The sequence below is a fragment of the Caulobacter sp. 05T431 genome, assembly GCF_056665975.1.
Genome location: NZ_JBFTKU010000022.1, coordinates 26,601 through 49,809 on the forward strand (window position 1 = coordinate 26,601; position 23,209 = coordinate 49,809).

The following is a 23,209-nucleotide window of genomic DNA, read 5'->3' on the forward strand; positions in this document are numbered from 1 at the left end:
GCCGCGACTCGTCGCCAAGCGGGGGGCGAACCGCTTATGACTCTTGGGATTGAGGGGTTCGCGCGATCGCGGACGGGAGAGGCTTTGATGGGCGAGGGATCGGCGACGATCGGTGGGACCGTTCGCGCCGGCATGGCGGGATGGACGCCGGGGGTGCGGACCTGCTGGGCCGCCCTGGTCGCCGGGGGCGCGCTGGGCCTGCTGCCTCGCGCCCTGTCGCCCGGCCTGGCCTTCCTGAGCCTGCCGCTGGAGCTGGCCGCCACGACCGTCGCCTACGGGGCCCTCTATCGCCACGCGTTCGGTGGTCGCGCCGGCTGGAAAGGCCTGCGCTGGGGCGTCCAGGAATGGCGGCTGCTGGCGGTCCAGGCCCTGGTCACCGTCATCCTGACCGTCGTCGTGGCGGTGCTGGCGGTGCTGGTCGGGGCTGTGGTGGTCGGGATCGCCAAGAGCAACGCGCCCGGCCTGGACATCACCTCGGTGGACGCCTGGCGCGGCGCGCTGGACGGACCCGGCGCCCTGGCCGCCAGCCTGCCGCCGCTGCTGTCGATGGCGATCATGGTCTGGCTGTTCCTGCGCCTGTCCCTGGCCCCGGCCGCCACGGTCGACCTGGACCGCATCCAGGTGCTCAGCGCCTTCGGCCGCACGCGCGGCGTGGTGCTGGTCCTGGCCGCGGCGGGCGCCGTCCTGGCCGCTCCGGCGGTGATCCTGGTGGTCCTCATCGGCTATCTGCGGGCGGTCGCCGGCTTCGCCGAGGGCGCGCTGATCCCCGAGCTGGTCAGCGTGGCCCTGGTGTTCTTCTATCTCATCCCGGTCTGGACCGCGGCCCTGGTCGACGTCTATCGCCACCAGCCCGCCCCGACCCCTGGAACCCTGCGGACATGACCACCTTCTCGCCCGTCCAAGCCGCCCTCGAAGGCGTCCGCATGACGCGCCGCAAGCCGCTGGTCGTGCTGGCCTGGGCCGCCTGCTATTTCGCCATGCTGGTCGTGCTGGGCCTGGTGGTCGCCTTCGCGTTCGGCGGCACTGTGCGCGCCGATCTGGCGCTGCTGTCGCGGACCAACGACGTGCGCGAGCTGATCGATATCGTCGCCCGCCGCCAGGGCACGCTGCTGCCGCTGATCGCCTTCGCGGTGGCCCTGCAGTCGGTGATCAGCGTGGCGATCATGCGGGCGGTGGTGCATCCGCAGGAGCGCCGCCTGGCCTATCTGCGGGTCGGCGCCGAAGAGGGGCGGCAGTTCGTGGTCGCCCTGGTCGGCTGGGTCGTGGCCCTGATCGTCACCGCCCTGCCCAGCGCCGTGCTGGTGCTGATCGGCGCCGGGCTGATCAGCCTGGGCGCGGTCGAGACCAACCGCTGGGTCGAGGTGCTGGGCGCCATCGCCGTCGCCGGCCTGTCGATCTGGTTCGGCATCCGCCTGTCGCTGCTGTCGATCACCACCTTCGCCGAGGGCAAGCTGTCGCTGCGCCGGACATGGACCCTGACCGACCACCACTTCTGGCACCTGCTGGGCATGTACGCCCTGGCCGTGGTGCTGACGATCCTGGTCGGCGTGGCGCAGACCTTGGTCTCGGGGCTGATCGTGACTTTCTCCGGCGGCGTCACGAACCCGATCATGCTGGCCCTCTCCGGCCTGGCCACCATGCTGCTGGCGCCGTTCTTCTTCACCGTGCAGATGGTGATCCTGACCGCCGCTCCGGCCCGGGCCTATTACGACCTGCACGAAAGCGAGCTGGCCCCGGCCGCCGCCGTCTAGGCGTTCGCGCTCGGTCGGGCCGACGCCCGCTCTCGCCAGGCCTTCAGGCGCTCGGCCTCCTCGGGGACCTCCAGGCCGATGAAGCCGGCGAAGTCGATCGTCGTCAGGGCCACGATGTCGGCGATCCCGTATGCGTCGCCGGCGATCCATTCGCGGCCGTCGGCCAGTTCGCGGTCCAGCCAGGTCATGGCCCGGCCGGCGATGGGCCTGTTGGACTCGCCGAACTCGCGGTTCTGCACCAGCAGCGACGCCGTCAGGGGATGGGCGTGACGCCAGTACATGCCGACTGGGACCATCAGCTGGAACTCGATGCGCCGGACCCACATGTCAGCGCGCGCCTGGCTGAGGGCGCAGGTCCCGAACATCGGCGGCGTCGGGTGAAGGGCTTCCAGATAGCGGCAGATGGCGACGCTCTCGCTGATCATCTGGCCGTCGTCCAGCTCCAGGACCGGCACCTGGCCCAGGCTGTTGCGCGCCTTGTGCTCGGGCGACTTGTGGCCGCCCTGCCGCATGCCGATGCGGATCTCCGGTAGCTCCAGGCCCTTCTCGGCCGCGAAGATGCGCACCCGGCGCGGATTGGGAGCCGGATTGGCCTCGCCATAGAGCTTCATGATCATCCTCCCGCGGGCCTGTCCCGGCCGCTTCAAACGAACGTTAGAATTGGCGGACGCGTTTGCACAGGGCGAACATCCCCGCCGTCCCTCCAAAAGGAGCGGGCTCGGGGGCTGTCGCACGGTCGCGAACCTTGATAGGCGTGGTCGGGATTTAACGGGGCATGGCGATGGATCAGTTTTCGGCCACGGACGCGGCTCTGGCCGGCTTTCGGGCGGCGAGCGAGAAACCCAAGACGGTCGCGATCTGGGCCGGGATCATGGCGGTCCTGTCCTTCGTGGTCGCGGCCCTGGTGCTCTCGAGCTTCGGCGACAAGCTGACCGCCCTGACCGAGGCGCTGGAAGCCAATCCCGATCCGCAGGCCAGCATGGCGGCGATGAGCGGCCTGTGGCCCCTGTTCCTCAGCTCGATGGTCTATGTGCTGATCACCAATTCAGTGCTCATGGCCGCGGTCAACCGCCTGGTCCTGCGGCCGCACGACAGCGCCGGGGCCTATCTGCGACTGGGCGGCGACGAGCTGCGCCAGGCGGCCGTGCAGGTGCTGCTCTATCTGGTGCTGTTTGGGGCCTATTTCGTCGGCGTGCTCGGCCTGGCGATCCTGGCGGGCGTGGGCACGGCGATCGGCGGCCAGGGTCTGGGCGTGCTGCTGGGCCTGCTGTCGTTCGTGGCTCTGCTGGCTGGTCTGGTCCTGCTGTCGGTGCGCCTGTCGTTCGTCAGCACCCTGGCCTTCGACACGGGCCGCATCGACCTGAAGGCCTCATGGGACATGACCAAGGGTCGGTTCTGGCCGCTGTTCGGGACCTATCTGATCGCCACGGTGCTGGCGGCGGTGGTCTACCTGCTGCTGTTCGTGATGATCGCCGCCGTCGGCGCGATCGCCGCCGTGGCCCTGGGCGGCGGACTGGCCTCGGTGGGCGACGCGCTCCAGAACGAGGCCAGGTCGCTGAAGGACCTGTTGTCGGTGAGCGGCGTGATCAGCTCGCTGCTGCAGGGCCTGATGTCGGTGCTGGTCTCGCTGATCGTCTTCGCCCCGGCCCCCACCATCTACGCCCAGCTGAAGGGCCGCGACCTGACCGACGCCTTCGGCTAGGGCGACGGGGCGTGGGGGATTTCACGTTCGGCCAGGCCGTCCTGGCGGGCTTCGACCGGCTGCGTCGACGACCGCTGGCGACCCTTGGCCTGGCGGCGCTCGGCGCGGTGGCCACCTTCGCTGGGCGGGTGATGGCGGTGGCTTCGAGCCACTACACGATGGCCGCCTTGGCGCAAAAGAGGCCTCTTTGGGTCGCCAGCACGGTGACGACCTTCGTCGACCTCCTGGTGTTCCTGCTGGTGATCGCGGTCATGACGGCGGCCGTCGCGCGGGGCGGAAGGGTCCGGTTCGGCGGCGATGAGCTGCGGCTGTCCCTCTTGTCGCTCGTGGTCTTCCTCGCCTTGGGCATCATCCTGCTGGCTGTCGGGCTGGGCGGCGGCGTCACCTCGGCGGCCGATCTGAACGGTCTGTCGGAAGACGTCGTCATGTTCACGGCCCTGGCGCTGGGCGTGATCCTGGCGGTGGTCGTGGCCAGCCGCCTGTCGCTGGCCGGCCCCCTGACCGTCCAGGACGGGCGGTTGCGGTTCATGGCGTCCTTGCGGCTGACGCGGGCGAAGCAATGGAAGATCCTCGGCGTCTTCCTTGTGACCCTGCTGCTCGCCGGGGTGATCGGCGGCCTGGGCGGTTTCCTGCTGGCGACGGCGATCCCCGCGCTGGGTCTGGATAATTCGCTGACCTACAACCCGTCCCTGGTCGTTGCGCTGACGGGGCTGGTCCGGCCCGTCGTGCTGGCCCACGTCCTGCTCCAGGGCCTGCTGGTGGGCTTGGCCGTGCTGATCCCGATCGCGTCGGCGGTCCACATCTGTCGAAGCCTGATCGGCGATCCTGTCGCCGACCAGGCCGCCGTGTTCGACTAGGGCTGACCAGCATGACCGTGACCACGCTGAGACGATTGGTGTCCGCGGGCTTTCCGCTGCTGCGGCGCGCTCCGCTCGCGGTCCTGAGCTGGGGTCTCTGCCTGCTGCCTCTCAGCGTGCTCAGCACCTTGCTCAGCGGCGTGTACGACGGGTTGGAGGGGCCGTGGTCCTATGTCGGATCGGGGCGCGCCGGCCTGCTGCAGTTCGGCGTGCTGACCTTGAATCTCATCGTGATGTGCTTCGGCATGGCGATCCTGGCGGCGGCCGTCTTCCGGGCGGTCGCGGATCCGGAACGAACGGACGGTCGCTGGATGCGCCTGGGCGCCGACGAACTCCGACTCGGACTCGTCTGGTGCCTGATCTTCGTGACGGTTTTCGCCGGTGTTTTCATCGTCGTCGTCATCGTCGCCGCGACCGCACGTGACTCGGCGTTGGCGACCAAGACCGGTACGCTCGTGGCCGTCCTGGTCCTGGCGATGGTGCTGTCGGCGCGCTTTTCGCTGACGCCGGCCGTAACGGCTTTCGAACGCCGGGTGGGGATCGCGGAGTCCTGGCGGCTGACGCGGAAGCACTACAGGCTGGCCGTCGTCTGCGCCCTGTTCTTCCTGCTGGTCTACGGCGGCGGCGAGTGGCTGCTGTCGGTGCTGGGTGACCATCTCAGGCAGGGCGGGGTCGATGCGAAGGTCGGTTACGATCCCCTCGTCGTCGAGCTGGCGCGCTACGCCGCCAAGCCCGAGCATCTGGTGCCGGACCTGACGCGCGTGCTCGTCGGAACGCTGGCGGGCGTCATCGCCTACGCGCCGATGGCGGTGCTGTACCGCGACCTGGCCGGGCGAAATCCCGCCGACCAGGCCGCGGTGTTCGACTAGGCCCGCTTGGCCGCCTTCAAGGCCGCCACGCGTTCCAGCCGCCGCTCCTCGTGGCGGGCCAGGACGTCCTTCAGATAGCGGCCGGTCCAGCTGGCCTCGACCTTGGACACGTCCTGGGGCGAGCCGACGGCGACGATCTCGCCGCCGCCGTCGCCGCCTTCCGGACCGAAGTCCAGCAGCCAGTCGGCGGTCTTCACGACGTCCAGGTTATGCTCGATGACGACCACGGTGTTGCCCTGGTCGACCAGCTCGTGGAGGACTTCCAGCAGCTTCTTGGTGTCCTCGAAGTGCAGGCCGGTGGTCGGCTCGTCGAGGATGTACAGCGTGCGGCCGGTGGCGCGCTTGCTGAGCTCCTTGGACAGCTTCACCCGCTGGGCTTCCCCCCCGGAGAGGGTCGTCGCCTGCTGGCCGACCTTGATATAGCTGAGGCCCACGCGCTTCAGCGTTTCCATCTTGTCGCGGATCGGCGGCACGGCCTTGAAGAAGTCGGCCGCCTCTTCCACCGTCATGTCCAGCACGTCGGCGATGGTCTTGCCCTTGAACAGGATGTCCAGAGTCTCGCGGTTGTAGCGCTGGCCCTTGCAGACGTCGCAGGTGACGTAGACGTCGGGCAGGAAGTGCATCTCGATCTTGATCAGGCCGTCGCCCTGGCAGGCCTCGCAGCGGCCGCCCTTGACGTTGAAGCTGAAGCGGCCGGGGCCGTAGCCGCGCGCCTTGCTTTCCGGCAGCTGGGCGAACCAGTCGCGGATCGGGCCGAAGGCGCCGGTATAGGTGGCCGGGTTCGAGCGCGGGGTGCGGCCGATCGGCGACTGGTCGATGTCGATGACCTTGTCGAAGTTCTCCAGCCCCTCGATCCGCTCGTGCGAGGCCGGGGCGTCGCTGGCGTTGTTCAGGCGGCGCGCGGCGGCCTTGTACAGGGTCTCGATCGTGAAGGTCGACTTGCCGCCGCCCGACACGCCGGTGATGCAGGTGAAGGTGCCGACCGGAATCTCGCCCGTCACGTCCTTCAGATTGTTGCCCTTGGCGCCGACGACGCGGAGCATCTTCTTCTTGCTGATCGGGCGGCGCTGTTCGGGCACCTCGATCTCGCGCGCGCCGGTCAGGTACTGACCGGTGATGCTCTTCGGGTTGGCCATGATGTCGGCCGGCTTGCCCTCGGCGACGATCTCGCCGCCATGCACGCCCGCCGCCGGGCCCATGTCGATCACATAGTCGGCGGTGAGGATGGCCTCCTCGTCGTGCTCGACGACGAGCACGGAGTTGCCGAGGTCGCGCAGGCCCTGCAGCGACTGGAGCAGGCGGGTGTTGTCGCGCTGGTGCAGGCCGATCGACGGTTCGTCCAGCACGTAGAGCACGCCGGTCAAGCCGCTGCCGATCTGACTGGCCAGGCGGATGCGCTGGCTCTCGCCGCCCGACAGGGTGCCCGAGCCGCGCGACAGGTTCAGATAGTCCAGGCCCACGTCGACCAGGAACCGCAGGCGGTCGTTGATCTCCTTCAGGATCCGCCGGGCGATCTCCATCTGCTTGTCGGTCAGGTGGCTTTCCAGCGCCGTGAACCAGTCGCGGGCCGGGCGGATGGCCAGGTTCGAGACGGCGGCGATGTCCAGGCCGTGGATCTTCACGGCCAGGGCTTCGGGCTTCAGGCGCTTGCCGTGACAGACCTCGCAGGGGGTGTCCGACTGATAGCGGCCCAGCTCCTCGCGGACCCAAGAGCTGTCGGTCTCGCGCCAGCGGCGCTCCAGGTTCGGCAGCACGCCCTCGAAGGGCTTGGCCACCTCGTATTTGCGGGCGTTGTCGTCGTAGACGAACTTGATCTTCTCGCCCTTGGAGCCTTGCAGCACGATCTGGCGGGCGCTTTCCGGCAGCTTGTGCCAGGGCTCGTCCATCGAGAAGCCGTAGTGGCGGGCCAGGGCCTGCAGGGTCTGGGTGTAGAGCGGCGAGGGGCCCTTGGCCCACGGCGCGACCGCGCCCTTTTGCAGGCTGCGGTCCTTGTCGGGGATCACCAGATCGGCGTCGAAGGCCAGCTTGGCGCCCAGGCCGTCACAGGCCGGGCAGGCGCCCGCCGGGTTGTTGAACGAGAACAGTCGCGGCTCGATCTCGGCGATCGTGAAGCCGCTGACCGGGCAGGCGAAGCGTTCGGAGAACAGCAACCGGCGCGGCTCCTTCTCGCCTTCCTCGATATTGGCCCATTCGGCGACGGCCAGGCCGTCGGCCAGGCGCAGGGCCTGCTCCATGGAGTCGGCCAGCCGCTGCTCCATGCCCGGCTTGGTGACGATGCGGTCCACGACCACGTCGATGTCGTGCTTGAACTTCTTGTCGAGCGCCGGGGCGTCCTCGATCGGATAGAACTCGCCGTCGATCTTCAGCCGCTGGAAGCCGGCCTTCTGCCACTCGGCGATCTCCTTCTTGTACTCGCCCTTGCGGTCGCGGACGACGGGAGCGAGCAGATAGAGGCGCGTGCCTTCCGGCAGGGCGGTGATCTTGTCGACCATCTGGCTGATGGTCTGGCTCTCGATCGGCAGGCCGGTGGCCGGCGAATAGGGAACGCCCACGCGCGCCCACAGCAGGCGCATGTAGTCGTGAATCTCGGTGACCGTGCCCACCGTCGAGCGCGGGTTGCGCGAGGTGGTCTTCTGCTCGATCGAGATGGCCGGGGACAGGCCCTCGATCAGGTCCACGTCCGGCTTGCTCATCAGTTCCAGGAACTGGCGGGCGTAGGCCGACAGGCTCTCCACATAGCGGCGCTGGCCCTCGGCGTAGATGGTGTCGAACGCCAGGGAGCTCTTGCCCGACCCCGACAGGCCGGTCAGCACCACGAGCTCGCCCCGCGGGATGTCGACGCTGACGTCCTTGAGATTGTGCTCCCGCGCGCCGCGCACGCGGATGAAGTTCAGTTGTTCAGCCATGTTTTCCGGAACGCGTAGGGCCGTGGGAGGAGCCACGGCGGGACGGCTATATGTAGGGCGCAGACCGGCGATTAACACAAGAACAAGGTGCGAACAAATGTCGCTGTGGCGGCAGGTGGCGACAGACTGCTGACATCAGGTGTCAGCAGCCGCCCAAGAGCGCGTCAGAGTCGCGCCGCCGCCAGGATCGGGCCGCCGTTCCGGGCTTGGACCAGCACCGCCGTGCGCAGGGCTGGATCGGCCGGCGGAAGGGTCGCGAACGCCACCGGGGCGCCGTTCCAGCCGCCCAGGCGGGTCAGTTCGCGGACGACGTCGCGGTGGGGCAGGGTCTTGCCGTTGTTCTCGCCGCGCTGGATGGCCACCTGCTGGACGCGCGGATCGTAGCGCACCAGCCAGACGTCGGCGCCGGCCTTGGGGGCCTGGCCGGCGCCGATCTCGACCCGGCCGCGCGACAGGGCGACCGTGGCGTCCATGGTCGGCCGGGCGCGGCGCAGGGCCAGATCGACGTCGCGGGCGTTCGTGCCGATCAGGTCCTCGCGGCCCTCGACCACCATCTGCGGCGTGCCAAGCTGGGCGCCCAGGCCGCGGGCGTAGGCCTTCCGGCGGTCGGTGAAGGCGGGCGTGGCGAAGGTGTCCTTCCAGCCCAGCTGGTCCCAGTAGGTGACCCCGAAGCTGAGGGCTAGGACGTCGGGCCGGTCGGCCAGGGCGTTGAGGTTGGCGTTGGCCGGCGGGCACGACGAACAGCCCTGGCTCTGGAACAGCTCCAGCACCACCGGACGCTGGGCCGTGCCGCCGGTCCCGGCCATCGACCAGGCCCCGACGGCGACCGCCAGGACGGTCCCGGCCGCCAGGCTGGCCCAGGCCGTCTTCCGCATCGTGGTTCGTGTCATGACGCGCGTCCCTGTGGTCATCGAGGATCAGTTCGCGGCGGGCGGGACAGAGGTTACAGCGTTCACGAACAATAAACCGCCTTTGGAAGCGCAACCTTCAGCACCCCTGGTGTCTATGGCTGGACGGACGCGCGTCGGGCGCGTGGCGCGAGGACGACGAGCTTGGCCAAGGCGGCGAAGGACGAGGCGAAGGCGGCCCCCGAGGCTCCGGCCAAGGGCAAGGGCGGCAAGGCCGCCAAGGTCGCGCGCCAGCGTTCCGAGATCGACGACGTCATCACCCTGGTCGTCTGCATCGCCTGCACGATCTGGGCCTTTAAGATCATCGTCGACCTGGGCGCGCTGAGCTTCTAGGCGACGCCGAGGGCGCGCTCCTCCCCGGCAAGGACTTGCGGCGGCCGCGCGGTCGCGTTGTATGGTCAAGTCTTGGGATGGGGGATCGGCCTGGTGAAGAAGCTGTTGGCGTTCGCGGCCTTGGGATGGCTCGGGGCGGCGTGGCCGACGGCGGCGTGCGCCGAGACCTCGATCGAGACCTTCCGAACCCTGTGCGTGGCCAACGGGCCGAACCCGGAGGCGATCGCCACCGCCGCTTCGGCCCTCGGCTACAAACCCTTGCCGGTCGATCAGGTCGAGAAGGCGGGTTATCACTATGGGCGCATGCAGGCCTTCTTCCTGCCGAACGACGCAAAGCGACCCAAGCTGATCCTGGGCGTCGCTGAGCTCCCGTCGGGGATGACGGGGAACATGTGCGTCTTCATGTACGACATCGACGCCTCGGAGGACCCGGCGGCGTCGATGGAGGCCTTGCTCAAGGTCGGACCGCCGCTGGACATGCCGCCGGGCAAGGTCTTCCTGTTCACCGACGACGGTGGCGTCCTGCGGCCCGCGACGCCCGGCGGGGATATCCGGGCGATGGCGGTCCAGGCGCAGGGCAAGCTTAGGCTCGCGATTCCCGCCAAATCGGAGGGCGCTGCTCTCCTGCAGATCCTCGCACTGATCCCGACGTCGAAGTAGGGGGCGACTTACGCCGCTACCCCAGCGCCGCCACCGCGTCGCCCCTCGGCGGGCCGCTCAGGGCCACGTCCAGGGCCTCGACCAGGCGCTGGGCCGCGATCGGCTTGGCCACGAAGCCGTCCATGCCGGCGGCCATGTAGCGCTCGGTCTCGTGGCTCAGCACGCTGGCGGTGACGGCCAGGATCGGGGTGCGGGTCCGGCCCTCGGCCGCCTCGCGGGTGCGGATCACCCGACCGGCCTCCAGCCCGTCCATGCCCGGCATGTGGATGTCCATCAGGATGGCGTCCCAGGGGCCGGACTCCCACATCGCCACGGCCTCGTGGCCGTCGCGGGCCACGCCGCAGGCGACGCCCAGATGGCCCAGCATGGCCTGCAGGACGGTGCGGTTGGTGGCGTTGTCGTCGACCACCAGCATCTTCAGCTCGCCGGTCATCGCCGGCTCGTCGGTGACCGCCTCGGCCTTGGTCGGCTGACCCACCGGCGTCAGGGTCGGGCAGGGGGCCTCGACGGTGAAGCAGGCGCCGCCGGCCGCGGGACTCTCGAAGCCGATCCGCCCGTCCATCAGCGTCATCAGCTCGCGGCAGATGGCCAGGCCCAGGCCGCTGCCCCCCGTGCGGCGGGTGCTGGAGCCGTCGACCTGGACGAACTTCTCGAAGATCTGGGCGCGGCGCGCCTCGGGCACGCCGACGCCGGTGTCAGTCACGGCGCAGGTCAGGGTCGACGCGTCGCCGCCGATCCGCACGGCCACCTGGCCCGCGTCGGTGAACTTGATGGCGTTGGAGATCAGGTTGCTGAGCACCTGGCGCAGGCGGGCGGCGTCGCCGTCGCGCCAGCCGCCGGCCCCCGGCTCGACCTCCAGGGTGAAGTCCAGGCCCTTGTCGTGGGCCAGGCCGCCATAGAGCTGGCGCAGGGTGTCGGCCAGGGCGTCCAGGTCGAACGGGGCCCGGATGATCTCCATCTTGCCGGCCTCGATCCGCGAGATGTCGAGCACGGCGTTGATCACGTCCAGCAGGGTGGCGCCGGACTGATGGATGGTGGCCAGGCGGGCGCGTTGCCGGACCGAGAGGGTGTCGCGGTCCATGGCCTGGGCCATGCCCAGCACGCCGTTCAGCGGCGTGCGGATCTCATGGCTCATGGTCTCGAGGAACTCGGTCTTCACGCGGCTGGCGGTCTGGGCGACCACCATCAGGTCCTGGGCCTCGGTGCGCAGGCGGCGGTTCTCCTCGAGTTCGGCCTCCAGCTTGCGGTTCAGGGCGTCCGAGGCCAGGCGGGCCCGCAGCTCGCGCATCACCGCGCCGCGCATCAGGGTGGACATGCCCAGGGCCGCGAAGGCGCCGGCCACGCCGATGAAGCCGTACTGGCCGACCAGGTCGCCGGGCGCGTTGCGGGCCATCACCACCAGGCCGACGGTCGCCGCGCCCACGCTGACGAAGGCCACGCGCCGGGTGGGGGCCGAGGTGGCGAAGACCAGGGCCATCAGCACGAAATAGACCAGCTTGGCCGGCTCGAAATGGATGCTCTGATAGGCCGCGACATTGGCCATGAAGAGGGTGTTCATCGCCAGCGCAGCGACTTCCATGGCCCGCATGCCCGGCGGCCGGGTCTTCAACCGACGCCAGAACCACAGCCCGGCCGCGGCGGCGGCCACCGCCAGCCCTTCCAGCACGACCAGGGCCGCGCCCTTCTCGTAGAAGGGATGGGCCAGGCTGATCACGCAGTAGTAGGCCGCGGCGGCCACCAGATAGCCGCGCAGGATGGGCACGTACGAGCTGACGATCTCGTGCGACGGTATGGGTTCAGGTTTGCCGAACGTCCACTTCATGAGCCCCCGCGCGCCCTCTTTGCCCCCTGGCTTGAGCGCACCGTAAGAGATCAAGGTTAAGTTGCGATTGAGACCGTTACCTTTGTCGGACAATAGCTAGGCGGCGCGATCGATGCGGGCGGCGTAGCAGCCGGGCTTGGCGTAGTGGGCGTGCAGATAGGCCACGGCGGGGTTTTCCAGCATCCGCTCGATCACGGGGGCCGCCGTCGCGCCCTCGACCACGTCGGCGTCGAGCAGCATGCCGGCCGCGTCAAAACCGCGCAGGGACAGCAGGCGGCGACGCAGGGCCGGGGGCAGGGCGTCTGTGGTCTTGGCCGGAGCCTGGGCCGCCTCGCGGACATAAATGGCGTAGCGCGAGCGGAACGGCGTGTCGGCGGCCTGGTGCTCGTGGTTCAGCAGGATCAGGGTCTCGCCCGGCGCGGCGTCGTCCAGGGTGACGCGGCAGGGGAAGGCGAACGGCGCGTCGGCGACGACGCGCAGCATGCCGCGCTCGGCCAGAGCGTCGTCGTCGAGGGCGAATAGCGGCGCGAACGGCTCGATGGGCAGGCTGGAAACGGTGAAGGACATGGCGGGCTCCTGTTCTGTCGAGACCGTTTTGCCGCCGCCCGCGCCGGGCCGACACCCGATCCTTGCGGTGGTCGCGAACCTTGCCGAACGCGGGTTGATCGCTTAGATCGTCCGTGCCCGAAACCCCGGGCCGACTGATGGAGGCCACCATGGACATTGCGATGGACGACCGTTTCGCCCTTCCCGCTGACCTGACCGTGGTTTCCCATGCCCGCCTTCATCACCCTGGATTCCGTTCGCGCCGACACGCCTGACGGCCGCGTCCTCTTCGACAACCTGACCCTGAGCATCGGGGCCGAGCGTATCGGCCTCGTGGGCCGCAACGGCGTGGGCAAGTCCACGCTGCTGTCGCTGATCGCCGGGACCCGCGCGCCGACGTCCGGCGCGATCAGCCGCGCCGGCGTGGTCGGCGTGCTGCCGCAGCTGCACGCCCCGCCGCCGAGCGCGCGCCTGGCCGACCTGCTGGGCGTCGGCCCGGCCTGGGACCGCCTGTGCCGCATCGAGGCGGAAGAGGGGACGGAAGAGGACCTGATCGAGGCCGACTGGACCCTGCCGGGCCGCGTCGCCGCCGCCCTGGCCGAGGTCGGGCTGTCGCGCTGGGACGCCTCGCGCCCGGCGTCCCAGCTCAGCGGCGGCCAGATGACCCGGCTGGCCCTGGCCGGCCTGCTGCTGGCCGGGCCCGACGTCATCCTCCTGGACGAGCCGACCAACAATCTGGACGCCCCGGCCCGCGCCCTGTTGGCCGACGTGCTGCGGCGCTGGAAGGGCGGGGCGATTGTGGTCAGCCACGATCGCGCCCTGCTGCGCGGCATGGACCGCATCGTCGAGCTGACCAGCCTGGGCGCGACCAGCTACGGCGGCGGCTACGACCTCTACGCCGAGCGCAAGGAGAAGGCCGTGGCGGCCGCCGAGCACGACTTGGAGGCCGCCGAGCGCCAGGTCCGCCAGGCCGCGCGCGAGGCCCAGGTCGCCCGCGAGCGCAAGTCGCGCCGCGACGCCGCCGGGCGCAAGTTCGCCGCCAAGGGCAGCGAGCCGAAGATCCTGCTGGGCGCCCAGGCCGAGCGGGCCGAGAACACCGGCGCGCGCGAGGGGCGGCTGGCCGACCGCGCCGCGCAGGAGGCCGCCCAGGCCCGCGAGGCCGCCGATGCGCGGGTCGAGCGCCTGCGCCGCTTGGCCTTCGACCTGCCGTCCTGCGGCCTGCCCGCCGGTCGGACGGTGCTGGACTTCGACGGGGTGGGCTTCGCCTATCCGGACGGACCGCCGGTTTTGTCGGACCTGAGCTTCCACTTGACCGGTCCCGAGCGCGTGGCCCTGGTCGGCGGCAACGGGGCGGGGAAGTCGACCCTGATCCGGTTGGCGACGGGCGGCCTGGAACCGACGACGGGAACGGTGACGCGCGGCGTGGCGGCGGCCCTGCTGGATCAGCGCGCCGCCGTGCTGGACGAGACCCAGACCATCCTGGAGAACTTCCGCCGCCTAAACCCGGCCGCCGGTGCCAACGAGGCCCACGCCGCCCTGGCCCGCTTCCTGTTCCGCAACGTCGCCGCCCACCAGCTGGTCGCCACGCTCAGCGGCGGCGAGCGCCTGCGCGCGGCCCTGGCCTGCGTGCTGATGTCGGCCGATCCGCCCAAGCTGCTGATCCTGGACGAGCCGACCAACCATCTGGACCTCGACTCGGTCCAGGCGGTGGAGAGCGCGCTGGCCGGCTATGACGGCGCCCTGCTGATCGCCAGCCACGACGAGGATTTCCTCGAGGCGGTGGGGGTGGAGCGTCGGATCGACCTTTGGTCGCGGTGACGTACACGTTACGGTTTGTTGCTAATCACTCTCAACAGCAGTTATACGGCGCCATCATTCGAACTGCCGGGGCGTCAATCATCATGCGGACCATCTCCACCAGCCGTGCGCGGCGCGCCTCGATCCTGGCCGGCCTCAGCCTGATGGCCCTGGCGATCGCGACCGCCGCCCATGCCGAGGACAAGGCCGAGCCCACCGACGTCGACCAACTGGTGGTCACCGCCGCCCGCACCATCCTGCCGGCCAGCGCTCTGCCGCTGACGGTGGACGTGATCGACTCCGAGGCCCTGAGCCAACAGGTCGCGATCAGCGGCTCGGTGGTCGACGCGGTGTCGAATCTGTCGCCGTCGTTCTCACCCACGCGTCAGAAGCTGTCGGGGGCGGGCGAGACCCTGCGCGGGCGCTCGCCGCTGTACGCCATCAACGGCATCCCGCAGTCGACCCCGATCCGCGACGGCTCGCGCGACGGCTACACGATCGATCCGTTCTTCATCGACCGGGTGGAGGTGATCTACGGCTCCAACGCCCTGCAGGGCATCGGCGCCACCGGCGGCGTGGTCAACCAGGTGACCGTCGGCCCGCCTAAGGGCGACGGCGTCACCGGCAAGGTCCTGACCCAGGTCAGCGCCGGCGACGACCTGGGCGACAGCGTCGGCGGCAAGGTGGCCGGCCTGGTCGCCTGGCGCGGCGGGGCGTTCGACGCCACCGTCGGCGCCGCCTACGACGCGCGGGGCGCCTTCTACGACGGCGACGGCCGCCGCCTGGGCATGGACGGCACCCAGGGCGACGTCCAGGACTCCAAGGCGCTGTCGTTCTTCGCCCGCCTCGGCTGGCAACTGGGCGAGAACACCCGCCTGGACGTGGTGGCCAACCGCTTCGAGCTGAAGGGCGACGGCGACTACGTCACCACCACCATCTCGGCCACCAACCCCAAGCCCGCCACCAACGGCGACCGCACCTTCCACGTGCCGACCACCAGCTTCCGCGGCGTCCAGCCCGGCGAGCCGGCGGCCAATCGGGTGGAGACCGTGTCGGCCTCGCTGACCAACAGCGACCTGGTGGGCGGCAACCTGATCGCCCAGGTGTTCTTCAACCGCTCGCGCGACACCTTCGGCGGCGACGTCAACGCAACGTTCCAGGACCCCAGCATCGCGCCGGCCGGCACGCTGTTCGACCAGTCCTCCAACCGCTCGCGCAAGCTGGGCGCGCGGGTCAGCTACGAGCGGGCCGTTCCCGGGATCAAGGGCCTGACCGGGACGCTGGGCCTGGACACCATCAACGACCGCACCGAGCAGGTGCTGATCGAGACCGGCCGCGCCTGGGTGCCGCCGACCAAGTTCCAGAGCGTCGCGCCGTTCGTGCAGGGCAACCTCTCCCTGCTGAACGACAAGGTGCACCTGGCCGGCGGCGTGCGCTTCGAGAACGTCGAGCTGAAGGTCGATGACTTCACCACCCTGGCCTTCTACGGCTCGCGCAAGGTGGCCGGCGGCAATCCCGACTTCAAGGCCACCCTGGGCAACGGCGGCGTCGTGGTCGAGCCCGTCACGGGCCTGCGCGTCTACGCCAGCTACGCCGAGGGCTACACCGTGCCGGACGTCGGCCGGATCCTGCGCGGCATCAATATCGACGGCGTCGACATCGACACCTACCTGAACATCGAACCGATCGTGTCGAACAACCGCGAGATCGGGACCGAGCTGAAGCGCGGGCCGTTCGACGCCAGCCTCAGCTACTTCTGGTCCAGCTCGAAGCTGGGCCAGCTGCTGATCAAGAACAGCGGCGGCATCTTCGACGTCCAGCGCCAGCGGGTCGAGATCGAGGGGCTGGAGGCCAATCTGAAGGCCCGCACGCCGATCCAGGGCCTGGTCGTCTCGGCCGGCTACGCCCACCTGAAGGGCCGGACCGACACCAACGCCGACGGCAAGGTCGACAAGGACCTGGACGGCGCCAACATCTCGCCCGACCGCCTGAACCTGGCCGCCGACTACCAGGGCGACAAGTGGGGCCTGCGCTTCCAGATCCAGAACTACATTAAGCGCGACATGCAGAACGCCCTCGTGAAGGACGACTTCTCCGGCTACACCCTGGCCGACGCCTTCGTGCGTTATGAGCTGCCGGTCGGGGCGCTGTCGCTGGGGATCCAGAACCTGTTCGACGAGCAGTACATCTCGTACAATTCCGACACCACGGCGCCGGCGGTCGACCGCTATTTCGCCGGGCGCGGGCGGACGGCGACTCTGGGCTGGGAAGCCCGCTTCTGATGAAGGTCGTCCGACAGATCCACCGCTGGACGGGCGGGCTGATCGGCCTGCTGCTGGCCCTGATGGGCCTGACGGGATCGCTGCTGCTGCACGAGGACGCCTTCCTGCGCGCCACTGTGCCGCACGCCGCTGACGCCCAGCGCCAGGACGCCGACACCCTGGGCACGGCCGCGACGCGGATCTTCGCCGCCAAGGACCGGCCGCGCTCCATCGTGCTGGCGACCGAGCGGCTGGGCCTGCACAAGCTGAGCTACAAGGGCGAGCATGCCGCCTATGCCGACCAGGACGGGGTGATCGTCCAGAGCTGGACCTCGAACTGGGCCCGGCCCGAGGTCTGGGTGTTCGACTTCCACCACCATCTGTTCAACGGCGACACGGGCGAGATCGTCGGCGGGATCGCCGGCCTGGCGGGACTGGGTTTCGTCGGCACCGGCCTTTGGCTGTGGTGGCCGACCCGGCGGATGTTCCACATCCGACCCTGGCCCCGGATGATGAAGCGGGCGGCCATCGTCCACCACCACCGCGACCTGGGCGTGCTGGTGGCGCCGCTGCTGATCCTGTCGTTGACCACCGGGGCGGCGATGAACCTGAAATGGTTCTCCGACGCCTTGCGGGCGCCGTTCTCGTCGGCCGCAACGATGAAGGCCGCCTCGGCTCCGCCGAAGATCAAGGGCGGCAAGCTGGCCAAGGACCTGGACTGGACGGCGGTGATCGGCGAGGCCCAGGCCCGCTATCCCGGCGCCGAGGTCCGCACGATCGGCCTGCCGGCCAAGCCGGGCGGGCTGATCGCGATCCGCCTGCGCCAGCAGGCCGAGTGGCTGCCCAACGGCCGCACCATGGCCTGGTTCGACCCGGCGACCGGCAAGATGGTCGCCACGCGCGACGCCCAGACCCTGCCGCTGGGCTCGCGCATCGCCAATCTCGACTACCCGCTGCACGCGGCCAAGGTCGGCGGCCTGCCGTACCGCCTGGTGATGACGCTGTCGGGCCTGACCCTGACCCTGCTGGGCACGCTGGCGGTGGTCACGTTCTGGGGCAACCCGGTGGGGAACCCCAAGCGGCGGAGGAAGAAGGTCGACGCGGTCGCCGCCTAGTCCTTCTCCCCTTGCGGGAGAAGGTGTCGACGAAGTCGACGGATGAGGGGTCTCTCAAACGAAAGCCGCCGCGACCGGCCCATCGGCTGATCGCGGCGGTTCTGGTCTTCAACCCCTCACCCGACCCCGCTGCGCGGGGGCCCCTCTCCCGCAAGGGGAGAGGGAGGGCCTACGCCCGCTGGTTCAGCGTGATCGCCGTGCCGTTCTGCTTGTAGGCCGTGGCCTGGGCGCCGGGGCCGTAGCCGGCGCCGGTGGGGCGCTGGACGGCGATCTCCTCGGCGATGGCGCGGACCAGGCCCTCGGTGACGGTCTTGGCGGCGGTGACGGCGCGGCCCTGGCGGGCCAGCACGGCGTCGAAGGCCTCGGTGGCGCGCACCAGTCGCTGGCGGCGTTGCAGCGAGGCGCCCTGCACCAGGGCGACATTGCCGCGCACCTTGGTCGACTCGTGGCGATAGAGGTTGGCCAGCTTGGCCACCTCGTCGACGTACTGCGCCGCCTCGTGCGGGCGGCGGGCCTCGAAGGCGGCGGACTGCCTGGCGATCAGGTCGGTCAGGCGTTCGGTCAGGATGATCAGCTGTTCGACGCGATCGTCGCAATCGGTGGCGTTGAGGGCCATGGCTACTCCTTCAGACCTTGCATCTTCAGCATTTCCTTCTGCACCGAGGCCGCGACGCCGATGCCGCCGGACTTGGAGACTTGCTTGGCCATCTCCTCGGCAAGAAGGGACTTGAACATGTCCTCGCCGGCCCCGCCGCCGCCGATCTCCGGCGTCTTCATGCCGGCGGTCATCGACTGCATCATCACCGACAGGAACGAGGCCTCGAACTTCTGGGCCGTCTCGCGGATCTTGCCGCGCTTGAGCAGCTCGGCGGTCGAGGCGGCGGTCTGGCCGACGGTGTCGACGGTGGGGGTCGCGATCGTCGAGAGGCTCATCACATCACCTCGATGTCGGCTTGCAGGGCGCCCGAGGCCTTGATGGCCTGCAGGATCGAGATCATGTCGCGCGGGGTGACGCCCAGGGCGTTGAGGCCGCCGACCAGGCTCTTGAGCGAGGCGCCGCCGCCCAGGGTCAGCAGCTTCTTGCCCGTCTCCTCGTTGACGCTGACCGTCGACTGCGGGACGACCTTGGTCTGGCCCTGGCTGAACGGGGCCGGCTGGCTGACGGCCGGATTCTCCTGGACCGAGATGGTCAGGTTGCCCTGGGCGATCGCCACCTGGCTGATGCGGACGTCGTCGCCCATGACGATCACGCCGGCCACTTCGTCGATGATCACCTTGGCCGGGGAGTCGGGCTCGACTTCCAGGTTCTCGATGTTGGTGACGAAGCTGATCATGTCCATGCCGGCCGGGGGGCGCACGGCGACGATGGTCGGGTTCTGGGCCTGGGCGCAGTTCGGGAAGCGCTGGTTGATGGCGTCGGCGATGCGGCGCGAGGTGGTGAAGTCCGGGTTGCGCAGGGTCATGCGCAGCACGTCCATGTTCACCATCTGGAAGCCGGTCTCCTTCTCGATGATGCCGCCGGCGGCGATGCGGCCCGCGGTCGGCACGCCCTTGGTCACCGAGCTGCCCGAGGCGCCGCCGGCCGAGACCGAGCCGGTCTGCACCGTGCCCTGAGCCACCGCGTAGGTCTGGCCGTCGGCGCCTTGCAGCGAGGTGACCAGCAGGGTGCCGCCCAGCAGGCTCTTGGCGTCGCCCAGGGTCGAGACCGTGACGTCCATGCGCGCGCCGGCCGCCGAGAACGGCGGCAGGTTGGCCGTGACCATGACGGCGGCGGTGTTCTTGGTGTTGAGGTTGCCGTCGCGGACGTTGACGCCCTGGCGCTCGAGCATGGCCTCCAGGCTCTGCTTGGTCATCGGCGCGTTGCGCAGGCTGTCGCCCGAACCGTTCAGGCCCACGACGATGCCGTAGCCGACCAGCTGGTTGTCGCGCACGCCCTCGAAGGCGACGATGTCCTTGATGCGCGACTTGGCGTCGGCCGGGGACGCGACCAGGGTCACGGCGGCGAGGGCGAGGCCCAGAACGGAAGCAAAGAATGAACGAGACATGGCTTTCCTACGGCGGGGCGGCATCCCCGCGCCGTCCCATGCGAGATCCGGGCCAGTCTGAATGTCGAAAAAAATCCAATGAAATCAGTCGAAAGGCGTGCAAATTCCGCCTGCGACATTCTGGTTCGGCAGATTCTGCCCGGCATTAACCATACCGCAAGCGGCGCTCAGCAAGATGTGGTTAACGGGGCGGGGGTGACTCCTCCAATCGTTCGTCGGAGCAGCGTTTCGTCATGAAGGTTTCCAGCACGGGGAGCGCGGGCGCGGTTGGCGCGTCGCGGGCCAAACCGACGGGCGGCGGATCGGGGTTTTCCCTACCCACGGTGGGCGGCGCCAGCGCCGCTTCCGGGGTGGCCCAGGCGGGCGGCGTGGCCGGGATCGGCTCGCTCGACGCCCTCCTGGCCCTGCAGGCCGACATGGACCCGATGGAGCGCAAGCGGCGCGCGGTGAAGCGGGCCGGCGGCCTGCTGGACCTGCTGGACGCCCTGAAGCTGGCCACCCTGGACGGCGAGATCTCGACCGGCACGCTGTCGCGACTCAAGAGCGCCGTGCGCGAGCATCGCGAAGCCACCGACGACCCCAAGCTGGAAGCGATCCTCAACGAGATCGAGACCCGCGCGGCGGTCGAGGCGGCCAAGCTGGAACAGGCCCGGCTGGGCTGAGGAAGCGCGATGAAACCGTATCTTAAAGAACACGGTTCACCGAATATCCCCAGGATCGGGACATCCGTGCACGGCGGTGAACACGCCGCTCACGCGACGTTCATTGAACCGGGCTATCGTTTTGGTATAAGCACCCGGCCTGATCTGGGCGGAGTTCATCGGGGCGTGAGGCGTTAATGCAAACGGCCACTGTTCTTAAGGTACCAGACTCGTATCGTCCTTCGGATGACGAGCCTTTCATGAATGAGCGTCAGCTTGAGTATTTCAAGCAGAAGCTCCTGGCTTGGAAAGAAGAAATCCTCCGCGAATCTCGCGAAACGGTTTCCCACCTGCAAGCTGAAACTGAAAACCATGCCGACCTCGCCGATCGCGCGTCGTCGGAAACTGATCGGGCGCTGGAACTTCGCACCCGGGATCGCCAGAGAAAACTCATCTCGAAAATCGACCAGGCGTTGCGCCGAGTCGAGGACGGCTCCTACGGCTACTGCGAGGAGACCGGCGAACCGATCGGTTTGGCTCGACTGGACGCGCGGCCCACCGCGACGCTCAGCCTGGAAGCCCAGGAACGCCACGAACGTCGGGAACGGGTTCACCGCGACGACTGAGGTCTCATCGACCTCGACTGAATGTGTTTCAAACGGCCTCGCCCCACGGCGAGGCCGTTTTCGTTCGTAGGTCCCTTTCCCCTTGCGGGAGAGGGGGACTCGCGGAGCGAGGTTGGGCGAGGGGTCTCTCGGAACTTTCCGGACGGGGCGTCCGCCCCCTCATCCGTCGGCTTCGCCGACACCTTCTCCCGCAAGGGGAGAAGGACCTACCAAAGCGACGCCGCCGCCCGCTCCGGCCAGGCCTTGTCGTATTCCGCCCCGCCGACCGTCTCGCCGCTCATCGCGGCCAGCATGGCGCCGGGCGTGGGCAGGGATCGGGGATCCACCTGAGCTTCCGGCTTCCACAGTCCCGATCGCACGATGGCCCGGGCGCACTGGAAATAGGCCTCGACCACGGTGACCACCAGGCAGGTGCGCGGCGCCTTGCCGTCGACCGCGAAGCTGGCCAGCAACTCGGGATCGGCGTTGACCACCGCGCGGCCGTTGACCCGGAAGGTCGTGCCCGAGCCGGGGATCAGGAACATCAGCGCCACGCGCGGGTCGCGGACCACGTTGCGCAGGCTGTCGATGCGGTTGTTGCCGCGGCGGTCGGGCAGGATCAGCGTCCGCGCGTCATGGATGCGGACGAAGCCGGCCTGGTCGCCGCGCGGGCTGCAGTCCAGGCCCTCGGGGCCGACGGTGGCCAGGGCCAGGAACGGCGAGGCCTCGATCAGGGCGCGATAGTGCGGGGTGATGTGGTCGGCGACCTTGACGGTCGAGGCCGGGACCGGGGCCGGCGTGTAGAGGGCCTCGAGCGCTTCGAGGCTGTCGACGACGTGATCGATGGCGGGCATGCGCGGCTCCCCTGCAGGACCGCCAGCATAGCGGGTGTCGCGACAGGTCGCCTAGGCGTTGGCGGACTGGACCATGGCGCAGGCCTCGGCCAGGCGATGGGGCGAGATCGGCTTGTCGACCACGGCGCGGGTGCGGGCGCCCAGCTGGTCGGCGTTGCCGGTGACATAGACCACCGGGATCGGGCCCAGCCGGGCGAGGATCGCGGTGACCGCTTCGACGCCGGTGCCCCCGACGATGCGATAGTCGGCGGTGATCAAGTCCGGCGGGCGCCTGAGGGCGCAATCCAGCGCTTCCTGGGGGCTTTCAGCGATGTCGAACGTGTCGAACCCTTGCTCGGCGAGCAAAGTCTCGACTTCCATCGCGATGAGGATTTCATCCTCGATGATCAAAGCATGTCTGTGGGACATGTGCACTGCACGCCACCGCTTTTCAAATTCGTCCCTTGCCGTAGTAGAAGCCTATGATTCTCTTCTGCGCTAACGGTTTTTACGGCTCAGCTTGACTAAAACGCCGCAGGTCTGCTGTTGCGTCTTGTTCTCAGCGCGCAAGTTCTTCCAGGTGTTGTGTGTGATCACAAACTGGAGCGCAGGGTCTTGTTCCCGTCGAGCAAAGTCGGGGATTCACCTTAGTTTATAAAACAAAGTCCGACGAGCGCCGGTCTCTTGCCTCCCGCTGGGGGATTTGCGCTATGCAGGCGAAAACGAAAGTCCGCAGGAGCGCCCCGTCATGTCGCAAGACACCCCTCTGGTCCTTACGGAGAAGCGCGGCCACGTCGCGATCCTCACGCTCAACCGTCCCGAGGCCCTGAACGCCCTGGGCGCGCCGGGCGACGGCGACCAGGTGGCGGCGGCCTGCGAGGCGATCAACGACGACCAGGACATCCGCTGCGTGATCCTGACCGGCGCGGGCCGGGCCTTCTCGGCCGGCGGCGACGTCAAGGCGATGAAGGCGCGGGAAGGGGCGTTCGGCGGCAACGGCGTCAAGGTGCGCGACGGCTACCGCAAGAACATCCACCGCATCGTGCGGGCCATCTACGGCCTGGAGGTCCCGTCGATCGCGGCCGTGAACGGCGCGGCCATCGGCCTGGGCTGCGATGTGGCCTGCATGACCGACATCCGCATCGCCGCCGACACCGCCAAGTTCGGCGTCACCTTCCTGAAGCTGGGCCTGATCCCCGGCGACGGCGGGGCCTGGCTGATGCCGCGCACCATCGGCATGAGCCGGGCGGCGGAACTGCTGTTCACCGGCGACGTCATCGACGCGGCCAAGGCCGAGGCCTGGGGCCTGGTCAGCAGGAGCGTGCCGGCCGACACCCTGATGGGCGAGGCCATGGCCCTGGCCGAGCGCATCGCCGTCCAGCCGCCGCACGCCCTGCGCATGGCCAAGAGCCTGCTCAAGCATGGCCAGACGGCCAGCTACGACACCCTGATGGAGATGAGCGCGGCCGCCCAGGCCATCGCCCATCACACCGAGGATCACATGGAGGGCGTCGACGCCATCCTCGAGAAGCGCGCTCCCGTGTTCAAGGGCGCTTGA

At 69.2% G+C, this 23,209-nt stretch carries 23 protein-coding genes; 13 read left to right on the top strand and 10 right to left on the bottom strand.

What is annotated here, in order from left to right; all coding sequences use genetic code 11:
• Positions 1–87 precede the first annotated feature (87 nt).
• Entirely contained in the window at positions 88–882 is a 795-nt protein-coding gene (locus tag AC1U89_RS18960; protein WP_479901208.1) for a hypothetical protein, read from the top strand.
• Positions 879–1,751 carry a hypothetical protein gene (locus tag AC1U89_RS18965; protein WP_479901209.1) on the top strand — a complete coding sequence of 291 codons (873 nt, stop codon included), beginning with the start codon at positions 879–881 and terminating at the stop codon, positions 1,749–1,751. Before AC1U89_RS18960 ends, AC1U89_RS18965 begins: the two co-directional genes overlap by 4 nt.
• Here AC1U89_RS18965 and AC1U89_RS18970 read toward each other — a convergent pair.
• Complete coding sequence (locus AC1U89_RS18970; RefSeq protein WP_479901210.1) at positions 1,748–2,362, bottom strand: glutathione S-transferase family protein; 615 nt, start codon at positions 2,360–2,362, stop codon at positions 1,748–1,750. The two genes, AC1U89_RS18965 and AC1U89_RS18970, sit on opposite strands and share 4 nt — an antisense overlap.
• A gap of 170 nt (positions 2,363–2,532) precedes the next feature.
• Between AC1U89_RS18970 and AC1U89_RS18975 the strand changes: the two genes are divergently transcribed.
• Genes AC1U89_RS18975 through AC1U89_RS18985 form a run of 3 tightly spaced genes read left to right on the top strand, consistent with a single transcriptional unit; the run spans position 2,533 to position 5,179 of the window.
• Positions 2,533–3,453 carry a hypothetical protein gene (locus AC1U89_RS18975; RefSeq protein ID WP_479901211.1) on the top strand — a complete coding sequence of 307 codons (921 nt, stop codon included), beginning with the start codon at positions 2,533–2,535 and terminating at the stop codon, positions 3,451–3,453.
• 11 nt (positions 3,454–3,464) lie between these two features.
• A complete protein-coding gene (locus AC1U89_RS18980) occupies positions 3,465–4,310 on the top strand; it encodes a hypothetical protein (RefSeq protein WP_479901212.1) in 846 nt (281 codons plus the stop codon).
• An 11-nt stretch (positions 4,311–4,321) separates the two neighbouring features.
• Positions 4,322–5,179, top strand: a complete 858-nt coding sequence (locus AC1U89_RS18985) for a hypothetical protein (RefSeq protein WP_479901213.1) — start codon at positions 4,322–4,324, stop codon at positions 5,177–5,179.
• On the opposite strand, the gene uvrA is transcribed toward AC1U89_RS18985, so the two are convergent.
• Positions 5,176–8,085: an excinuclease ABC subunit UvrA gene (gene uvrA, locus AC1U89_RS18990; protein WP_479901214.1), complete on the bottom strand. Its 2,910-nt coding sequence runs from the start codon at positions 8,083–8,085 to the stop codon at positions 5,176–5,178. The genes AC1U89_RS18985 and uvrA overlap by 4 nt on opposite strands.
• Positions 8,086–8,249: 164 nt before the next feature.
• The gene (locus tag AC1U89_RS18995) at positions 8,250–8,975 is read right to left on the bottom strand and encodes a DUF1223 domain-containing protein (protein WP_479901215.1); all 726 of its coding nucleotides are present in this window, start codon (positions 8,973–8,975) and stop codon (positions 8,250–8,252) included.
• A gap of 162 nt (positions 8,976–9,137) precedes the next feature.
• On the opposite strand from AC1U89_RS18995, the gene AC1U89_RS19000 reads away from it, so the two are divergent.
• Complete coding sequence (locus AC1U89_RS19000) at positions 9,138–9,326, top strand: hypothetical protein (protein WP_479901216.1); 189 nt, start codon at positions 9,138–9,140, stop codon at positions 9,324–9,326.
• Positions 9,327–9,419: 93 nt separating this feature from the next.
• Positions 9,420–9,986 (top strand): hypothetical protein, encoded by a 567-nt coding sequence (locus AC1U89_RS19005; protein WP_479901217.1) that lies wholly within the window; start codon positions 9,420–9,422, stop codon positions 9,984–9,986.
• Positions 9,987–10,002: 16 nt separating this feature from the next.
• Here AC1U89_RS19005 and AC1U89_RS19010 read toward each other — a convergent pair whose 3' ends face one another.
• Positions 10,003–11,808: an ATP-binding protein gene (locus AC1U89_RS19010; RefSeq protein ID WP_479901218.1), complete on the bottom strand. Its 1,806-nt coding sequence runs from the start codon at positions 11,806–11,808 to the stop codon at positions 10,003–10,005.
• Between the two features lie 96 nt (positions 11,809–11,904).
• A complete protein-coding gene (locus tag AC1U89_RS19015; protein ID WP_479901219.1) occupies positions 11,905–12,375 on the bottom strand; it encodes a DUF1203 domain-containing protein in 471 nt (156 codons plus the stop codon).
• Positions 12,376–12,582: 207 nt separating this feature from the next.
• On the opposite strand from AC1U89_RS19015, the gene AC1U89_RS19020 reads away from it, so the two are divergent.
• The 3 genes from AC1U89_RS19020 (at position 12,583) to AC1U89_RS19030 (ending at position 17,527) form a co-directional block, all read left to right on the top strand.
• Positions 12,583–14,172 carry an ABC-F family ATP-binding cassette domain-containing protein gene (locus AC1U89_RS19020; protein ID WP_479901220.1) on the top strand — a complete coding sequence of 530 codons (1,590 nt, stop codon included), beginning with the start codon at positions 12,583–12,585 and terminating at the stop codon, positions 14,170–14,172.
• Between the two features lie 83 nt (positions 14,173–14,255).
• Positions 14,256–16,433 (top strand): TonB-dependent receptor, encoded by a 2,178-nt coding sequence (locus AC1U89_RS19025; protein ID WP_479901221.1) that lies wholly within the window; start codon positions 14,256–14,258, stop codon positions 16,431–16,433.
• Positions 16,433–17,527, top strand: coding sequence for a PepSY-associated TM helix domain-containing protein (locus tag AC1U89_RS19030; protein WP_479901222.1), 1,095 nt, complete (start codon positions 16,433–16,435; stop codon positions 17,525–17,527). Before AC1U89_RS19025 ends, AC1U89_RS19030 begins: the two co-directional genes overlap by 1 nt.
• A 169-nt stretch (positions 17,528–17,696) precedes the next feature.
• Here the strand turns inward: AC1U89_RS19030 and AC1U89_RS19035 are convergent, their stop codons facing one another.
• The 3 genes from AC1U89_RS19035 to AC1U89_RS19045 are packed head-to-tail and all read right to left on the bottom strand — an operon-like array spanning position 17,697 to position 19,572.
• A complete protein-coding gene (locus AC1U89_RS19035) occupies positions 17,697–18,143 on the bottom strand; it encodes a flagellar basal body protein (protein ID WP_479901223.1) in 447 nt (148 codons plus the stop codon).
• Between the two features lie 2 nt (positions 18,144–18,145).
• The gene (locus tag AC1U89_RS19040) at positions 18,146–18,460 is read right to left on the bottom strand and encodes a rod-binding protein (RefSeq protein WP_479901224.1); all 315 of its coding nucleotides are present in this window, start codon (positions 18,458–18,460) and stop codon (positions 18,146–18,148) included.
• Positions 18,460–19,572 carry a flagellar basal body P-ring protein FlgI gene (locus AC1U89_RS19045; RefSeq protein WP_479901225.1) on the bottom strand — a complete coding sequence of 371 codons (1,113 nt, stop codon included), beginning with the start codon at positions 19,570–19,572 and terminating at the stop codon, positions 18,460–18,462. The genes AC1U89_RS19040 and AC1U89_RS19045 overlap by 1 nt, the downstream gene beginning before the upstream one ends.
• A gap of 233 nt (positions 19,573–19,805) precedes the next feature.
• Between AC1U89_RS19045 and fliX the strand changes: the two genes are divergently transcribed.
• On the top strand, positions 19,806–20,234 hold the full coding sequence (fliX, locus tag AC1U89_RS19050) for a flagellar assembly regulator FliX (protein WP_029907327.1): 429 nt from the start codon (positions 19,806–19,808) through the stop codon (positions 20,232–20,234).
• 176 nt (positions 20,235–20,410) lie between these two features.
• A complete protein-coding gene (gene dksA / locus AC1U89_RS19055) occupies positions 20,411–20,839 on the top strand; it encodes an RNA polymerase-binding protein DksA (RefSeq protein WP_012287706.1) in 429 nt (142 codons plus the stop codon).
• A gap of 206 nt (positions 20,840–21,045) precedes the next feature.
• Here dksA and AC1U89_RS19060 read toward each other — a convergent pair whose 3' ends face one another.
• Positions 21,046–21,672, bottom strand: a complete 627-nt coding sequence (locus AC1U89_RS19060; RefSeq protein ID WP_479901226.1) for a pyridoxamine 5'-phosphate oxidase family protein — start codon at positions 21,670–21,672, stop codon at positions 21,046–21,048.
• Positions 21,673–21,723: 51 nt separating this feature from the next.
• Entirely contained in the window at positions 21,724–22,080 is a 357-nt protein-coding gene (locus tag AC1U89_RS19065; protein WP_029907324.1) for a response regulator, read from the bottom strand.
• Between the two features lie 319 nt (positions 22,081–22,399).
• Between AC1U89_RS19065 and AC1U89_RS19070 the strand changes: the two genes are divergently transcribed.
• Positions 22,400–23,209, top strand: coding sequence for a crotonase/enoyl-CoA hydratase family protein (locus AC1U89_RS19070; protein WP_479901227.1), 810 nt, complete (start codon positions 22,400–22,402; stop codon positions 23,207–23,209).

Excerpts from the sequence above, each read along its gene's own strand:
- AC1U89_RS18960 (WP_479901208.1), top strand. The coding sequence starts at position 88 with ATGGGCGAGGGATCGGCGACGATCGGTGGGACCGTTCGCGCCGGCATG.
- AC1U89_RS18965 (WP_479901209.1), top strand. The coding sequence starts at position 879 with ATGACCACCTTCTCGCCCGTCCAAGCCGCCCTCGAAGGCGTCCGCATG.
- AC1U89_RS18970 (WP_479901210.1), bottom strand. The coding sequence starts at position 2,362 with ATGAAGCTCTATGGCGAGGCCAATCCGGCTCCCAATCCGCGCCGGGTG.
- AC1U89_RS18975 (WP_479901211.1), top strand. The coding sequence starts at position 2,533 with ATGGATCAGTTTTCGGCCACGGACGCGGCTCTGGCCGGCTTTCGGGCG.
- AC1U89_RS18985 (WP_479901213.1), top strand. The coding sequence starts at position 4,322 with ATGACCGTGACCACGCTGAGACGATTGGTGTCCGCGGGCTTTCCGCTG.
- uvrA (WP_479901214.1), bottom strand. The coding sequence starts at position 8,085 with ATGGCTGAACAACTGAACTTCATCCGCGTGCGCGGCGCGCGGGAGCAC.
- AC1U89_RS18995 (WP_479901215.1), bottom strand. The coding sequence starts at position 8,975 with ATGACACGAACCACGATGCGGAAGACGGCCTGGGCCAGCCTGGCGGCC.
- AC1U89_RS19010 (WP_479901218.1), bottom strand. The coding sequence starts at position 11,808 with ATGAAGTGGACGTTCGGCAAACCTGAACCCATACCGTCGCACGAGATC.
- AC1U89_RS19015 (WP_479901219.1), bottom strand. The coding sequence starts at position 12,375 with ATGTCCTTCACCGTTTCCAGCCTGCCCATCGAGCCGTTCGCGCCGCTA.
- AC1U89_RS19020 (WP_479901220.1), top strand. The coding sequence starts at position 12,583 with ATGCCCGCCTTCATCACCCTGGATTCCGTTCGCGCCGACACGCCTGAC.
- AC1U89_RS19025 (WP_479901221.1), top strand. The coding sequence starts at position 14,256 with ATGCGGACCATCTCCACCAGCCGTGCGCGGCGCGCCTCGATCCTGGCC.
- AC1U89_RS19030 (WP_479901222.1), top strand. The coding sequence starts at position 16,433 with ATGAAGGTCGTCCGACAGATCCACCGCTGGACGGGCGGGCTGATCGGC.
- AC1U89_RS19035 (WP_479901223.1), bottom strand. The coding sequence starts at position 18,143 with ATGGCCCTCAACGCCACCGATTGCGACGATCGCGTCGAACAGCTGATC.
- AC1U89_RS19040 (WP_479901224.1), bottom strand. The coding sequence starts at position 18,460 with ATGAGCCTCTCGACGATCGCGACCCCCACCGTCGACACCGTCGGCCAG.
- AC1U89_RS19045 (WP_479901225.1), bottom strand. The coding sequence starts at position 19,572 with ATGTCTCGTTCATTCTTTGCTTCCGTTCTGGGCCTCGCCCTCGCCGCC.
- fliX (WP_029907327.1), top strand. The coding sequence starts at position 19,806 with ATGAAGGTTTCCAGCACGGGGAGCGCGGGCGCGGTTGGCGCGTCGCGG.
- dksA (WP_012287706.1), top strand. The coding sequence starts at position 20,411 with ATGCAAACGGCCACTGTTCTTAAGGTACCAGACTCGTATCGTCCTTCG.
- AC1U89_RS19060 (WP_479901226.1), bottom strand. The coding sequence starts at position 21,672 with ATGCCCGCCATCGATCACGTCGTCGACAGCCTCGAAGCGCTCGAGGCC.
- AC1U89_RS19065 (WP_029907324.1), bottom strand. The coding sequence starts at position 22,080 with ATGTCCCACAGACATGCTTTGATCATCGAGGATGAAATCCTCATCGCG.
- AC1U89_RS19070 (WP_479901227.1), top strand. The coding sequence starts at position 22,400 with ATGTCGCAAGACACCCCTCTGGTCCTTACGGAGAAGCGCGGCCACGTC.